12 protein-coding genes are annotated in these 14,370 nt (G+C 71.9%); 6 read left to right on the top strand and 6 right to left on the bottom strand.

The features are described 5' to 3' along the window. Positions 1-355 precede the first annotated feature (355 nt). Positions 356-2,428, top strand: a complete 2,073-nt coding sequence (locus tag FV227_RS24680) for a M23 family metallopeptidase (protein WP_244030529.1) — start codon at positions 356-358, stop codon at positions 2,426-2,428. A 28-nt stretch (positions 2,429-2,456) separates the two neighbouring features. Here the strand turns inward: FV227_RS24680 and FV227_RS30080 are convergent, their stop codons facing one another. The 5 genes from FV227_RS30080 to FV227_RS24650 all read right to left on the bottom strand — a co-directional run bounded on the left by FV227_RS30080 (position 2,457) and on the right by FV227_RS24650 (position 7,534). Beyond that, entirely contained in the window at positions 2,457-3,509 is a 1,053-nt protein-coding gene (locus tag FV227_RS30080) for a glutamate--tRNA ligase family protein (protein ID WP_246688380.1), read from the bottom strand. After that, entirely contained in the window at positions 3,506-3,802 is a 297-nt protein-coding gene (locus tag FV227_RS24665) for a hypothetical protein (protein WP_244030518.1), read from the bottom strand. Before FV227_RS24665 ends, FV227_RS30080 begins: the two co-directional genes overlap by 4 nt. A 32-nt stretch (positions 3,803-3,834) precedes the next feature. Beyond that, positions 3,835-5,859, bottom strand: a complete 2,025-nt coding sequence (locus FV227_RS24660) for an ATP-binding protein (RefSeq protein ID WP_147860126.1) — start codon at positions 5,857-5,859, stop codon at positions 3,835-3,837. Between the two features lie 114 nt (positions 5,860-5,973). Beyond that, positions 5,974-6,822, bottom strand: coding sequence for an oxidoreductase (locus tag FV227_RS24655; protein WP_147860125.1), 849 nt, complete (start codon positions 6,820-6,822; stop codon positions 5,974-5,976). Positions 6,823-6,988: 166 nt separating this feature from the next. Further along, the gene (locus FV227_RS24650) at positions 6,989-7,534 is read right to left on the bottom strand and encodes a hypothetical protein (protein WP_147841991.1); all 546 of its coding nucleotides are present in this window, start codon (positions 7,532-7,534) and stop codon (positions 6,989-6,991) included. A gap of 330 nt (positions 7,535-7,864) precedes the next feature. Between FV227_RS24650 and trpA the strand changes: the two genes are divergently transcribed. From trpA to FV227_RS24630, 4 genes are all read left to right on the top strand, one after another. Next, positions 7,865-8,701 (top strand): tryptophan synthase subunit alpha, encoded by an 837-nt coding sequence (gene trpA / locus FV227_RS24645; protein WP_147860124.1) that lies wholly within the window; start codon positions 7,865-7,867, stop codon positions 8,699-8,701. Between the two features lie 106 nt (positions 8,702-8,807). Next, complete coding sequence (gene accD / locus FV227_RS24640) at positions 8,808-9,719, top strand: acetyl-CoA carboxylase, carboxyltransferase subunit beta (RefSeq protein WP_147728406.1); 912 nt, start codon at positions 8,808-8,810, stop codon at positions 9,717-9,719. A gap of 14 nt (positions 9,720-9,733) precedes the next feature. Further along, positions 9,734-11,059, top strand: a complete 1,326-nt coding sequence (locus FV227_RS24635; protein WP_147728403.1) for a folylpolyglutamate synthase/dihydrofolate synthase family protein — start codon at positions 9,734-9,736, stop codon at positions 11,057-11,059. 167 nt (positions 11,060-11,226) lie between these two features. After that, positions 11,227-12,078 carry an outer membrane beta-barrel protein gene (locus FV227_RS24630; RefSeq protein WP_147728404.1) on the top strand — a complete coding sequence of 284 codons (852 nt, stop codon included), beginning with the start codon at positions 11,227-11,229 and terminating at the stop codon, positions 12,076-12,078. A gap of 199 nt (positions 12,079-12,277) precedes the next feature. Here FV227_RS24630 and trxA read toward each other — a convergent pair whose 3' ends face one another. Beyond that, positions 12,278-12,607, bottom strand: a complete 330-nt coding sequence (gene trxA, locus FV227_RS24625; protein WP_147728405.1) for a thioredoxin — start codon at positions 12,605-12,607, stop codon at positions 12,278-12,280. A 297-nt stretch (positions 12,608-12,904) separates the two neighbouring features. On the opposite strand from trxA, the gene FV227_RS24620 reads away from it, so the two are divergent. After that, positions 12,905-14,194, top strand: a complete 1,290-nt coding sequence (locus tag FV227_RS24620; protein WP_147728407.1) for a PQQ-dependent sugar dehydrogenase — start codon at positions 12,905-12,907, stop codon at positions 14,192-14,194. The last annotated feature ends 176 nt before the right edge of the window (positions 14,195-14,370 follow it).

Here is a 14,370-nt window from a genome sequence, read left to right as displayed (position 1 = left end):
CACCCGGCTCTCGCCAGCTGCCCCATCGCTCGTCATGTCGGTGGACCAAGTCCAGAACCGCGTCGCCGCCGCCCCGTCTCGATGAACAGGGGTATACGGACCACCCAGCAGCCCGTCAACAGCCAAAACGGAACTTTCTCCGATTTCGACGACAGAACCACGACAGGCCGCCCGGACGGCCCTCCAGCGATCCTGAGACGGGTGCGTTCGGCGTTTCGGGGGGAAGGGGATCCGCTCGACCGGAGGGAGGGGAAACGCGCTCGCCCGCGAGTCGCCTCAATCTCGACATGCTGCCCTTCGACATGCTGATGTCCTGGTGGCTGCGATGCCGCCCTCCTCCGACAAGGCGCTCTTGGTGAACCGCGACCGTCTCAAGATCGGCGAGGCCAGCGGCCCGCGGACCCTGCCGGGCTACGCCCACGGGATCCAGCCCGCCCTCGACCTGCTCGGATCGGATGCGACGCGCATCGATCGGCGCGAGGTGAACCTGCGCTGGCTCTGCGCCTCCGCCCTCACCGGCCTGACCGGGGCCGCGCTGATCGGCGCGGCGCTCCACGTCTCGCTGCAGGGCGAGGCCTCCTTCGCCGCGATCCCCGAGCGGGTGAGCATCCCCGCCCGGCCGCAGCCGAGCGAGGGCGGCGCCAATCTCGCGCGCAAGGGCGACCGGCTCGTGCGCAACCTCATGATCGCCTCGGCCAAGCAGAGCTTCCGCTCCCCGGTGACGGTGCGGCTCGGCGATCGCGAGATCATCAAGGTCCGGCCCTTCGTCCGGATCACCACGGCGCTCTCGATGTCGACCGGGGTGTTCGCCGGCGACATCCCGAAATTCGATCCGATGAAGTTCGTGTCCGACGAGCCGCTCGAGCGCGCCGCCGATGCCGGCTCCGCCGACGCGCCGGGCGCCGAGGTCAGCGTGGTCAAGCGCGACCTCGTCGACGCGGCGGTCGAGGCCGGGGCGGCCGCGCTGTCGGACGACGACGTGACGGCGCAGGTCGAGGAGGAGCGCCGCAGCACCGCGGAGGCCGGCCGGCGCACCGCGATCCCGATCGCGCCGCAGATCCTCCTGTCGCGCACGCTCCAGGGCGCGACGGCACCCGACTTCGACGGCGGGGCCAAGGACGGCGGCCCCAAGGCCGGCAATGCCGCCGACGGCAACCCGTTCAAGTCGATCGAGGTGCTGGTCGTCCCCGAGAACGTGACCAAGCTCGCCAAGGTCGAGCTGCGCCCCAACGAGACGCCGATCGTCGAGGAGCGCGACCTCGCCCTGAAGCGCGGCGACACGCTGGAGGCGGTGGTGCGCGCCACCGGCTTCGCCTCCGAGGACCAGATCCGCGGCATCGTCACGGCGCTCGGCGGCAAGGCCAAGACCGGCGCGCTGGCCGAGGGCCAGCAGTTCCGGCTCCAGATCGCGCCGGGCGCGAAGCCGGGCGATCCGCGGCAGGTGACCCGCGTGGTGCTCTACGGCGAGGGCGGGATCGAGGGGATCGCCGCGATCAACGACCGCGGGGCCTTCGTCTCGGTGGCCCCGCCGCCCGAGGACACGCCCTCGCAGAAGCCCGCCGCGAGCGCCGAGAATTCGGAGGACGAGGACGAGGACGGCGGCTCGGGCCCGCGCCTCTACCAGAGCCTCTACGAGACCGCGGCCCGGCACGACCTGCCGCGGGCGACCGTCGAGGACATCGTGCGGGTGTTCAGCTACGATCTCGACTTCCAGCGGCGGATCTCGGCCGGCGACGGCCTCGACGTGTTCTACACCTACGACGAGGATGCCGGCGCCAGCGCCGACCGGCCGGACCTGCTCTACGCCTCGCTCAACCTCGGCGGCGAGAGCCGCAAGGTCTACCGCTTCCAGTCGCCCGACGACGGCTCGATCGACTACCTCGACGACCAGGGCCGCTCGCTCAAGAAGTTCCTGATCCGCAAGCCGATCGCCGACGGGATCATGCGCTCGGGCTTCGGCTACCGCCGCCACCCGGTGCTCGGCTATGCCAAGCTCCACACCGGCGTCGACTGGTCGAATCCGATCGGCACGCCGATCGTGGCGGCCGGCAACGGCACCGTGATCCGGGCCGAGATGACCTCGGGCTACGGACGCCGGGTCGAGATCCAGCACATCAACGGCTACGTCACCACCTACAACCACATGTCGCGGTTCGGGCGTGGCGTCACCGAAGGTGCGCGGGTGCGGCAGGGCCAGGTGATCGGCTATGTCGGCTCCACCGGGCTCTCCACCGGCGCGCACCTGCACTACGAGGTGATCATCAACGGCCACTTCGTCGACCCGATGAAGATCCGCGTGCCGCGCGGGCGCGAGCTCGACGGGCGGATGCTCGCCGAGTTCAAGCGCCAGCGCGAGCAGATCGACGCGGTGATGCAGAAGTCGAAGAGCGCCACCGCGATGGCGCAGCGCGACGCGGCGGTGCGCTGAGGCGGCCTTCCCGCGGCGAGCCGGCGCTTCAGGCGAAGCCGAGCGCCGCGCGGATCGTCTCCGGTGTTTCGCCCCGCGCGCGACGGTCGGCGAGGCTTTCCGAGCCCTTCGACTTCGCGAGCTTGCCCCCGTCCGGGCCGAGGACCAGGGCGTGATGGTGGTAGCGCGGGGTCGGAAGGCCGAGGAGCGCCTGGAGCAGGACGTGCAGGTCTGTCGCCGCCTCGAGGTCGCGGCCGCGGACCACGTGGGTGACGCCCTGATGCGCGTCGTCGACCACGACGGCGAGGTGGTAGCTCGTCGGCACGTCGCGGCGGGCGATCACGGCATCGCCCCAGCGGGCGGGATCAACGACCCGGACCATCTCGTGAAACGCGCCCTCCCCTCCCCCCTGAAGCGGGTCGGGAGAGGGAAGCGACGATGCCTGAAAGGGCGCTCCCCTCTCCCGACCCTCGCCGACGCGAGGCCCACCCTCCCCCGCACCCAAGTCGGTCCTGCCCGACTTGGGCACGCAAGGTGCGGATCCCGGGCAAGCCCGAGATCCGTCGGGGGGAGGGAGAAGCGCCAGGTTCGTATAAACATGGGGGCCCGGCGCCTGCCCGATCGCCCGGGCCATGTCGAGCCGCCAGGCGTGCGGCTCGCCGGCGGCGCGACGGGCGGCGGCGGTCTCAGGATCGAGCGCCCGGCAGGTGCCGGGATAGAGCGGCGCGCCGTCCGGGTCGCGCGCGGCATTGCCGCCGGCGGCGGCACGGATGTCGCCGCGGGTGCAGAAGCAGGGATAGGCCAGGCCCCGCGCGATCAGCCCGTCGCGGGCGGCGCGATAGTCCGGCATGTGCTGCGACTGGCGGCGGACGGGTGGGTCGAAGACGAGCCCGAGCCAGGCGAGGTCGGCGCCGATCGCGTCGATCAGCTCGGGTCGCGAGCGGGTCGGGTCGATGTCCTCGATCCGCAGCAGCAGGCGGCCGCCGGTGCGGGACGCGAGCACGGCGTTGAGCAGCGCGGAATAGGCGTGGCCGAGATGCAGCCGGCCGTTCGGGCTCGGGGCGAAGCGGAAGACGGGCCGCGGCTCGACCTCCGGCCTCAACCGCCGACGCGATGCAGGCACTGCAGCGGGCCGGGCGTGCAGGCGATGCCCGGCAGCGAGCAGGCCGGCCCGTCGGCGAGCCGCCGGCAGACGCGGCAGCCGTCGCCCCATTCGGCGCAGGTCGCGTCGTCGGCCGGCGAGGCCGGGCCGTGGGAGGCGCGGTTGGGCAGGAGCACGCCGAGCAGCACCGTCGCCGCCACAAGGGCGGCGATGCCCCAGGCGGCCAGGCCGCCGGGGTCGCGGGACGTCGGGTGCGGGTCGGCGGGCAGGTTGGCGGGCGTGTCGGAAGGCATGGCGACGGTGTTCGCGCGGGGGGACGCGTCCGTCAAGCCGCTCGCGCGACGCGCCGCTCGAGCAGGCCGGGCAGGAGCTTGAGGTCGAGGGGCTTGGCCAGGAACCCGTCGAAGCCGGCCCGGCGCGCGGCCTTCTCGTCCTCGCGGCCCGCGTTGGCGGTCAGCGCGACCAGGTGGAGCCGGCCGCCCTTGCCGCGGGCTTCGGCGGCGCGGATGCGGCGGGCGGTCTCGTGGCCGTCGCAATTCGGCATGCGGATGTCGATCAGGGCGAGGTCGAACGTGCCGCCCTCCGCGAGGCGGGCCAGGGCCTCGAGACCGTCGGCCGCGTGCACCACCTCGGCGCCGAGGCGCTCCAGGGCCTTGGTCGCCAGGAGCGCGTTGATCGGGTTGTCCTCGGCCAGCAGCACGCGCAGGCCCGTGCCCGCGCGCACGGGCGCGGCGTTGGCCGCTTCGGGCGCGGGCTCGGCCGGCGGGGTGGGCGCGAGCAGGCGGTCGAACAGCGAGCGGGCGCGCACCGGCTTGATCAGGTAGGTGTCGAACCCGGCCGCATTCGGCGCGCCGAATTCGCGCCGGTCGAACGGCGAGAGCAGGACGAGGCTGCAGCGCACGCCGCATGCCTTGGCCTGGTCGGCGAGGCGCCGCACGGCGTCGTCGCCGAGCGCGCGGTCGGCGATCACCGCGTCGAAGCCGACGCCGGCGAGCGCATCGAGCCCGTCCTTGAGGTTCGGCATCACCACCGCGGACGCGCCGGTGCGGGCGAGGTTGCGCGCGAGGAACGGGGCCTGGAACGGCGAATCGGCGACGATCAGCACCTTGCGCGCGGCGAGCACCGGGCGCGGCACGGCGGCGGGCTGATGCTCGGCCGCCGGCAGCGGCAGCACGACGCGGAAGGTCGAGCCGCGCCCGAGCTTCGATTCCGCCTCGATCCGCCCGCCCATCCGCAGGACGAGGCGGCGGGTGATGGCGAGGCCAAGGCCGGTGCCCTCGTGGCTGCGGCTGGCGCTGCCGTCGCCCTGCTCGAACTCCTCGAACAGCGATCCGACCCGGTCGTCGGCGATGCCCGGCCCGGTATCGGCGACCGCGAGCACGATCGCGCCGTCGGCCTGCGCCACGCTGACGCCGACGCCGCCGCCCTGCGTAAACTTCACCGCGTTGCCGACGAGATTGACCAGGATCTGCCGCACCCGGTCGCCGTCGCCGATCACCAGGCCCGGCACGCCGTCGGCGACGTCGAGGGCGATCTCGATGCCCTTGTCCTGGGCGCGCGGCGCCAGCAGCTCGACCACCGCCTCGGCGGTGGCGGAGACATCGAACGGCTCGGCGGCGAGGTCGATGCGGCCGGCCTCGATGCGGGAGAAGTCGAGGATGCCGTCGATCAGCGCCAGCAGCGCCTGCCCGCTAGTGCGCACCGCCTGGACGTAGGTGCGCTGCTCGCCGTCGAGGCTCGTGTCGAGGACGAGGTCGGCCATGCCGAGGATGCCGTTGAGCGGCGTGCGGAACTCGTGGCTGACGGTGGCGAGGAAGCGCGATTTGGCGACGCTAGCCGATTCGGCGCGCGACAGCGCCACGTCGAGGGCGCGGGCCGATTCGACCCGGCCGGTGACGTCGCGGCCGGCCCGCAGCCACTGGATCGGCTCGGATCCGCGGGCGACGGGCACCTCGACGAAGGCGAACCAGCGCGGCACGCCGTCGGCCGGCATCACCCGCGCCTCGCTCCGGCGCACGCCGTCCGGGCCGGTCTCGGCGCCGGCGGTCTCGAGCACCTGGAGATCGAGGGTCGCGCCGATCATCGCGAGCGGCGTCCGGTCGAACAGCGCGGCGTAGCCTTCGTTGGCGAAGGTGATGCGGCCGGCCGCGTCGCGCTGGACGATCACGTCGGTCGTGGCCTCGACCAGGGCGCGGTAGCGGTCCTCGCTCTCGGAGACCTGCCAGATCCGGTCGTGGAGGTCTTCGGCGTCGTCCAGGGCGCCCGCCCGCCCGCGCCGCGCCCAGGCGAAGGCGAGGCTGGCGATGGCGACGAGGAGCGCGAGCGCGACGACGAGGTCCCTGGGGTCCATGCGGATCTCCCCCGGCGTGACGCGTCCGGGCGGAGCGACCATCGCAGCAGAGGCTGAACGATGGGTTTGCAAGGGCGCTTAACCGGAGGTTGCGCCAATGGACGCGAGACCGCGTCAGCCCCCCGGGAAATCCGCCCCGAGGCTGGTCTCGCGCCAGGCCTCGATCTCGGCGAGCCGCGCCTTCAGCTTCGCGGTCACCGCATCGTAGCCCCAGGCGCCGAGGACGAGGTGGCGCGGCGGATCTTCGATCTCGGCGACATGGATCATCGCCTCCGCGGCGCGGGCCGGATCGCCGGCCTGGGTGCCGCTCTTCTCGGACGTCGCCGTGAGGCGGGCGCCGGCGGTCTCGGCGTAATCGGCGATCGCGCTCGGCGTCTGCTTCAGCGAGCGCCCGGCCCAGTCTGTGCGGAACGGGCCCGGCTCGATGCAGGTCACCTTGATGCCGAGCGGCGCGGTCTCGGCGGCGAGCGCGTCCGACCAGCCCTCGACCGCGTGCTTGCTCGCCGAATAGTAGCCGGACGCGGGAAACCCGATGAAGCCGGCCACCGAGGTGATGTTGAGGATGCGGCCGCTGCGCCGCGCCCGCATCCCGGGCAGCACCGCGCGGGTCAGCGCGAACAGGCCGAACACGTTGGCGTCGAACTGCGCGCGGATCTCGGCCTCGACCCCCTCCTCCACCGAGGCCTGGTAGCCGTAGCCGGCATTGTTCACGAGCACGTCGACCTGGCCGAACGCCGCGTGGGCGGCTGCGACCGCGGCGTCGACCTGGCCCTGGTCGGTGACGTCGAGGGCGAGCGCGAGGGCGCGGTCGCCGGACGATTCGGCGAGGTCGGCGACGCGGCCGAGGTCGCGGGCCGTCACCACCGCGCGCCAGCCGCGGGCGAGCACGGCGCGGGCGAGGTCGCGGCCGAAGCCGGTGGAGCAGCCGGTGATGAACCAGACGGGGGTGGTCATGGAAGCCATGCGGAGCGTCCCGTGCGCCCTGAGAACCGGGGCGATGCGTGAGGGGGTCGCGGGTCCGGCAGGGGCCGGGACACGCTGCGTCGTCACGCAGATAGGACGCGCCGACGCTCCGGCGACGGGGGAACCGTCGCCGGAGCGGAGGTCGGGCGGGCCTTGCGGCGCGGGATCACTGCACGGCGTAGCGGGCGTGGCCCTCGATGGCGCCGGCATGGTGCTGCACCGGCACCTGGGCCTGGCCGACGAAGTAGGCCTCGACCATCTCGCGCACGACCTCGGCGAGGTCCTCGGCGCGGGCGACGTCGAGCTGCAGGTCGCTGCCGACCGAGCGGCCGAGGCTCGCGGCGCAATGGGTCTTGGCGACGAGCTTCTCGGCGTAGGTCTGGCCGATGCCGGAAACCGAGATCAGGTTGCGGCCGCCGAGCTCGGGGCCGTACTTGATCACGATCCGCTGCTCGGGCTGCGAGGTGCCGCTGAGGACCGCGCGCAGCGTGACGAAGTCTTCCCTGTCGATCGCGCAATCCAGGCCGGTGATGCTGCCGTGCACGTTGTCGCGCTCGTCGAGCACCTCGGACATCAGGGTCAGGACGCCGAGCACCGGCTGGAGCGCGCGCGCGCCCTCGGCGAGCAGACGGCTGCGGAAGCCGTTCTCGCGGGCCTCGGAGGCCTCGAGGCTGGCGTGGAAGCGGTTCTTGATCTCGGAAGGATTGGTCATGGCGTGTCCTCGGATTCGATTGTCGATCTTTGGCGACCGTGATTCGAGACCTAGGGTTTTTCTTGATCTGCCACAATAGTGTGCAAAGTATTCCCGCCTGCCTGCACAATAGGCGGCTGGCGCGCGAACGTCCATGCCCGCTTTCGAGGCATGCGCACCCGGCCGCCTCGCGCACGCGAGGACGGGCCGCCAAACCGCCTCCGCTTCACGGGCCGCCGCCGATGGTGTAGGCGCGGCACCAATCCCTCGGGCGATCCCGTCCGCCAACCCTCGATCGCTCCTCGATCCCTTCGCGATCTCCTTCTTCGACACCAGGAACGGACAGGCACCATGGCCGCCCGCATCGACGCCACCTTCGCCCGCTGCCGCGCGGAAGGCCGCGCCGCCCTCGTGACCTACGTGATGGCGGGCGATCCCGATCCCGAGACCTCGCTGAAGGTGCTGGAGGCGCTGCCGGCGTCGGGCGCCGACATCGTCGAGTTCGGCCTTCCCTTCACCGACCCGATGGCCGACGGCCCGGCGATCCAGGCCGCGGGCCTGCGGGCGCTCAAGGCCGGCCAGGGCGTGGCGAAGACGCTCGACCTCGTGCGCCGGTTCCGCGCCGGCAACGCCGAGACGCCGGTGATCCTGATGGGATACTTCAACCCGATCCACACCTACGGCGTCGCGCGCTTCCTCAACGACGCGTCGGCGGCCGGCATCGACGGGCTGATCGTGGTCGACCTGCCGCCGGAGGAGGACGACGAGCTCTGCCTGCCGGCTTTGGCCAAGGGCCTCGCCTTCATCCGGCTGGCGACGCCGACCACCGACGAGCGCCGCCTGCCGGCCGTGCTCGCGAACACCGCGGGCTTCGTCTACTACGTGTCGATTAACGGCATCACCGGGACGGCGACGCCGGATTTCGCCGCGGTCGGCACCGCGGTCGGGCGCATCCGCCGCCACACGGCCTTGCCGGTGGTGGTCGGCTTCGGCGTGAGGACCGGGGCGCATGCCGCGGCCATCGCCAAGGGCGCCGACGGCGTCGTCGTCGGCTCGGCGCTCGTCGACGCGCTGCATCGGACGCTCGACGGCGCAGGCCAGGCCACCGGCAGCAGCGTCGAGGCGGTCTCGACGCTGGTGCGCGAGCTCGCCGCCGGGGTGCGCTCGGCCTCGGCCCGCGCGGCCTGACGCCGACGGCACTGGCCGACCGGGGCACCGGCCCCGATATGCAAGCCTGAGCTACGCGGGGCCGATCGACGATGTCGGCCCGATCGAACCGGACGGGCGCTTCATGATGGTCGAACCGATGAACTGGATCTCGGAGGTCGTGCGCCCCAAGATCAAGACCCTGTTCAAGCGCGAGACGCCCGAGAACCTCTGGGTGAAATGCCCGGATACCGGGCAGATGGTGTTCCACAAGGAAGTCGAGGGGAACCACTGGGTCATCCCCGGCTCCGAGCACCATCTCAAGATGAGCGCGAGCGCGCGGCTCAAGATGATGTTCGACGAGGGCACCTGGATCGACGTGCCGCTGCCGGAGGTCGCCGTCGACCCGCTCAAGTTCCGCGACGAGAAGCGCTACGCCGACCGCCTCAAGGAGGCGCGCACCAAGACCGGGATGCAGGATGCGTTCAAGGTCGGGTTCGGCCGGGTCGGCGGCCAGCCGATGACGCTGGCGGTCCAGGACTTCGCGTTCATGGGCGGCTCGCTCGGGATGGCGGCGGGCGAGGCCTTCATCCGCGGCGCGGAGACGGCGCTGGAGAAGCGCACGCCCTACGTGATGTTCGCGGCCTCGGGCGGCGCTCGGATGCAGGAGGGCATCCTCTCGCTGATGCAGATGCCGCGGACCACCGTGGCGATCCGGCGCCTGCGCGCGGCAAGGCTTCCCTACGTCGTCGTGCTGACCAACCCGACGACCGGCGGCGTCACCGCCTCCTACGCGATGCTCGGCGACGTGCACCTGGCCGAGCCCGGCGCCCTGATCTGCTTCGCCGGCCCGCGCGTCATCGAGCAGACGATCCGGGAGAAGCTGCCCGACGGCTTCCAGCGCGCCGAGTACCTGCTCGAGCATGGCATGCTCGATCAGGTCGTCCACCGCCACGCGCTGAAGGACACCATCGTGCGGATCTGCGGCCTGCTGATGAACGTGAGCCCGCCCGCCGCGCCGGCGCCGGCCGCATCCGCACCGATCCTCGAACCCGCCTGACGCGCCGCACGCCCATGGATTCCTCCGATGCGCTGATGGCGCGATTCCTGGCCCTGCACCCGCGCACGATCGACCTGTCGCTCGGCCGGATCCAGAGCCTGCTCGCGCGCCTGAACCACCCCGAGCGCCGGCTGCCGCCCGTGATCCACGTCGGCGGCACCAACGGCAAGGGCTCGACCATCGCGTTCATGCGGGCGATCCTGGAGGCCGGGGGCCTGGCCGCGCACGTCTACACCTCGCCCCACCTCGTGCGCTTCCACGAGCGCATCCGGCTCGGCGGCATCGGCGGCGGCCACTACGTCCCGGAGGACCGGCTCGCCGAGGCCTTCGCGCGCTGCGAGGCCGCCAACGCGGGCGACCCGATCACGGTGTTCGAGATCACCACCGCGGCGGCGCTGCTGCTGTTCTCCGAGGCGCCGGCCGACGTCTTGCTGCTCGAGGTGGGCTTGGGCGGCCGCGTGGACGCGACCAACGTGATCGACACGGTCGCGGCGGCGGTCGTCACGCCGATCGGGCGCGACCATGCCGAGTATCTCGGCGACACCGTCGAGCTGGTGGCGATCGAGAAGGCCGGCATCTTCAAGCGCGGCTGCCCGGCGGTGATCGCGGCCCAGGACTACGCCGAGGCGGACGCGGTGCTGTGCCGCCGCGCCGCGGCGGTCGGCGCCACGCCGGTCTGGGTCGGCAACCAGGATTTCTCGGTCCACGAGGACAGCGGCCGCCTCGTCTACCAGGACGAGACCGACCTGTTCGACCTGCCGCGCCCCAAGCTCGTCGGCCGCCACCAGTTCACCAATGCCGGCACCGCCATCGCGGCTTTGCGGGCGGCGGGCTTCGGCGACATCGGCGTCGGCGCGGTGGAAGCCGGCCTGCGCAACGTCGACTGGCCGGGCCGGATGCAGCGCCTCGCCCGCGGACGGCTGGCGGCCCTGGTGCCGCCCGGCTCCGAGCTCTGGCTCGACGGCGGCCACAACATCGACGGCGGACGCATCCTCGCGACGGCGCTGGCCGACCTCGGCGAGCGCAGCGACGTGCCGCTGGTCCTGATCGTCGGCCTGCTCGGCACCAAGGACGCGGAGGGCTTCCTGCGCCACTTCGTCGGGCTGGCGCGCGCGCTGATCGCGGTGCCGATCGCCGGATCGATGGCCGCGCGGCCCGCCGAGGAGGTCGAGGAGATCGCGACCCAGGTCGGCCTCAGCGCGCGCATCGCGCCGAGCATCGAGGCGGCGCTGACCATGGTCGCCGACATCGCCTTCGAGCAGCCGCCGCGGATCCTGATCTGCGGCTCGCTCTACCTCGTCGGCGCCGTCCTGACCGCCAACGGCACGCCGCCGACCTGACCTTGCGTTGATCTGCGGTAAACCTCAGACTTATTCTGCTGCACAGCACACGCGATCGGCGCAACAATGCAGACACCAGGCAGCTGTGGCCCGGATGTTACATCTTGGCCGTGGGAAATCACTTATCCTCAGCATCGATCGGGCAACACGCTGGGGATCAAAGAAACATGAAAACGCTTCTGACGTCATTGGCCGCCTTCACGGCGCTCACCGCCGCCGCTTCGGCCGCCGACCTGCCGCGCCGCGCGCCTCCGCCGGTGTTCACGCCGGTGCCGGTCTTCACCTGGACCGGTTTCTACTTCGGTATCAACGCCGGCTACGGCTTCGACGCGAACGACCGCTCCGGCGCGACCGTCGTGAACGTGGCTCCGGGCACCGCCGTCGCGGCCGCCGTCCCGACCCAGATCGCCTTCGGCGGCTCGAACTCCACTGACGGGTTCACCGGCGGTGGCCAGGTCGGCTACAACTACCAGTTCACCCCGGGCTCCGGCGTCGTGATCGGTATCGAGGCGGACGCCCAGTACGTCGACTTCGGTCGCAACCGGAACCGCTACGTCGTCACCCCCGGGTTCGCCCTCGCGCCCGGCGTCCAGGCGTTCAGCCCGAACGGCATCTCCAGCCTCGACTTCTTCGGCACCGTGCGCGGCCGCATCGGTTACGCGGTCGACAAGGCCCTGTTCTACGGCACCGGCGGCTTCGCCTACGGCGCCGGCGGTGGCCGCGAGTTCGGCCTGCCGAACAGCAGCCGTGACGATTTCCGGACCGGCTGGACCGCCGGCGGCGGCGTCGAGTACGCCCTCCCGACCGACTCGTTCCTGAACTTCTTCCGCTCGTCGGCCGTGACGGTGAAGGTCGAAGCCCTCTACGTGAACCTCGATCAGAACAACCGTCTGAACGGCGCTTACGCCACCAACGCCGCCGGCGCCGTGTTCTTCGCTCCGGGCTACGTCGCCCGCCGCAACGACACCGAGTTCGCCGTCGTCCGCGCCGGCCTGAACTACAAGTTCGGCTCGTACTAGGATCCGACCTCCGACCCACGGGCCGCTCAGAGCCCGGGGTCGGCTCCGATCATTCGAATTGGGTTTCGAAACGCGAGACAGCCCGGCCTCACGGCCGGGCTTTCTTTTTGCGCGCACCGTCCGACGCGCCGAAAAAACCGACGCGCACGAAAAAGCCCGCCTCCGTGAGGAGGCGGGCTCGTCCTGATCGGTCGCCGCGTCAGGCGTTGGCGGTCTGCGCGCTGATCCAGCGGGACAGGTCGCCCTTCGGCGCCGCGCCGACCTTCTGGTCGACCCGCTCGCCGTTCTTGAACAGCAGCAGCGTCGGGATCGAGCGGATGCCGTACTGCGAGGCGATGCCGGGATTCTCGTCCACGTTCACCTTTGCGATCTTCACGCGGCCCTGCATGTCGGACGCGATCTCCTCGAGCGCCGGACCGATCTGCCGGCAGGGACCGCACCACTCCGCCCAGAAATCCACGACCACGGGCTCGACGGACTTGAGGACGTCCTGCTCGAAGCTCGCGTCGGTCACTTTCACCGTCGCCATCGGAAAATACCCTTCTCAAGGACCGCACGAGCGCCTGCAGCAGGCCGCCCGCCGATCGGTGAAGGAAGAATTGGCGACCCGCCGTGCTGCGGTCAAGGCGGTCGACCGGACCGCATGCCGGCTGCCCACCCGGTTCATGGCGATTCGGTCCGCAGCGCAGCGGACGCGGCGGCTCCGGCCGTCCCGCGCTCGCTTTGGCGGCGCCCCCGCCCCATGTGACCGAGCACGCCAGACCGATGCCGCGCGTGCGGCCGACCCGATCCAGGAGGATTCTTGACGGTGACAGGATTTTTGCAGGTGCCGCGCTTCCGATCCCTCGCGCTCGCCACCGTGGCGGCGGTCGCGCTGGCACCGGGTGCCTTCGCCGAGGACAGCGCCGCCCAGCGGCCGTCCCGCATCGAGGGCGACGCCTTCAGCGCACCCGCGGCGAAGAGCGCCGGCGACACCCCCGCCGAGACCGCCCCGCCGAACACCGGCTACAAGCCGCTGCTGCCGAACCAGACCCGCGCCCCGAAGCCGGCGGACGCCACGAAGGTCGAGGTCGCGACTGTCGCGAAGGGGCTGGCGAGCCCGTGGGCGATGGAGTTCCTGCCGGACGGCCGGATGATCGTCACCGAGAAGGCCGGGAAGATCCGGATCGTGTCCAAGGACGGCACCGTCGGCCCGGCGATCGCCGGCGTGCCGAAGGTCGACGCGCGCGGCCAGGGCGGCCTGCTCGACATCGCCCTGAGCCCCGGCTTCGCCACCGACGGGCTGGTGTTCTTCAGCTACAGCGAGCCCCGCGACAAGGGCAACGGCACCACCGTGGCGAAGGCCAAGCTCGTCCAGGACGGCAAGGGCGGGGCGAAGCTCGACGACGTGAAGGTCGTCTTCCGGCAGATGCCGACCTACGACGGCGACAAGCATTTCGGCTCGCGCCTGGTCTTCGCCGCCGACGGCAAGCTGTTCGTCACCGTGGGCGAGCGCTCCGACAAGGCGACGCGCGTCCAGGCCCAGGACCTCGCCAGCGGCCTCGGCAAGGTGTTCCGCATCGACGCCGACGGCCAAGCCCCCAAGGACAACCCGTTCTACGGCAGCGACAAGGCCAAGCCCGAGATCTGGTCCTACGGCCACCGCAACGTCCAGGCGGCGGCGCTCGACGGCCAGGGCCGGCTCTGGACCGTGGAGCACGGGCCCCGCGGCGGCGACGAGCTCAACCGTCCGCGGCCCGGCCTCAACTACGGCTGGCCGGTCGCGACCTACGGCATCGAGTATTCCGGCGAGCCCCTCGGCGAGGGCGTGACCCAGGCCGCCGGCACGGTGCAGCCGGTCTATTACTGGGATCCGGTGATCGGGCCGTCGGGCATGGCGCTCTACACCGGCACGCTGTTTCCCGCCTGGACGGACGACTTCCTCGTCGGCGGCCTCGTCAGCGAGGGGATCGTGGTGCTGAAGCGCGACGGCGACAAGGTCGTCACCGAGGAGCGCGTTCCCCTCGACGCCCGCATCCGCGACGTGCGCGTCGGCCCCGACGGCGCGGTCTACGCCGTCACCGACGGCCCGGACGGACGGATCCTGAAGCTGACGCCGAAGGCCAACGCGGGCTGAGCGGTCGAACGCCGGCCGGACGCACGCATCCGGTTCAACCGCCCGCGGGTCTTCCCTCCCCCCTTAAGCGGGGGAGGGTGGGCCTCGCGTCAGCGAGGGTCGGGAGAGGGGAGCGCCCTTTCAGGCACCGTCGCCCCCCTCTCCCGACCCGCTTAGCGGGCCACCCTCCCCCGCTT

The sequence above is a fragment of the Methylobacterium sp. WL119 genome, from assembly GCF_008039875.1.
Lineage (GTDB): Bacteria > Pseudomonadota > Alphaproteobacteria > Rhizobiales > Beijerinckiaceae > Methylobacterium.
Note: the sequence above shows the minus strand (reverse complement) of the source record. Positions and strands in the feature narration are given on the sequence as shown.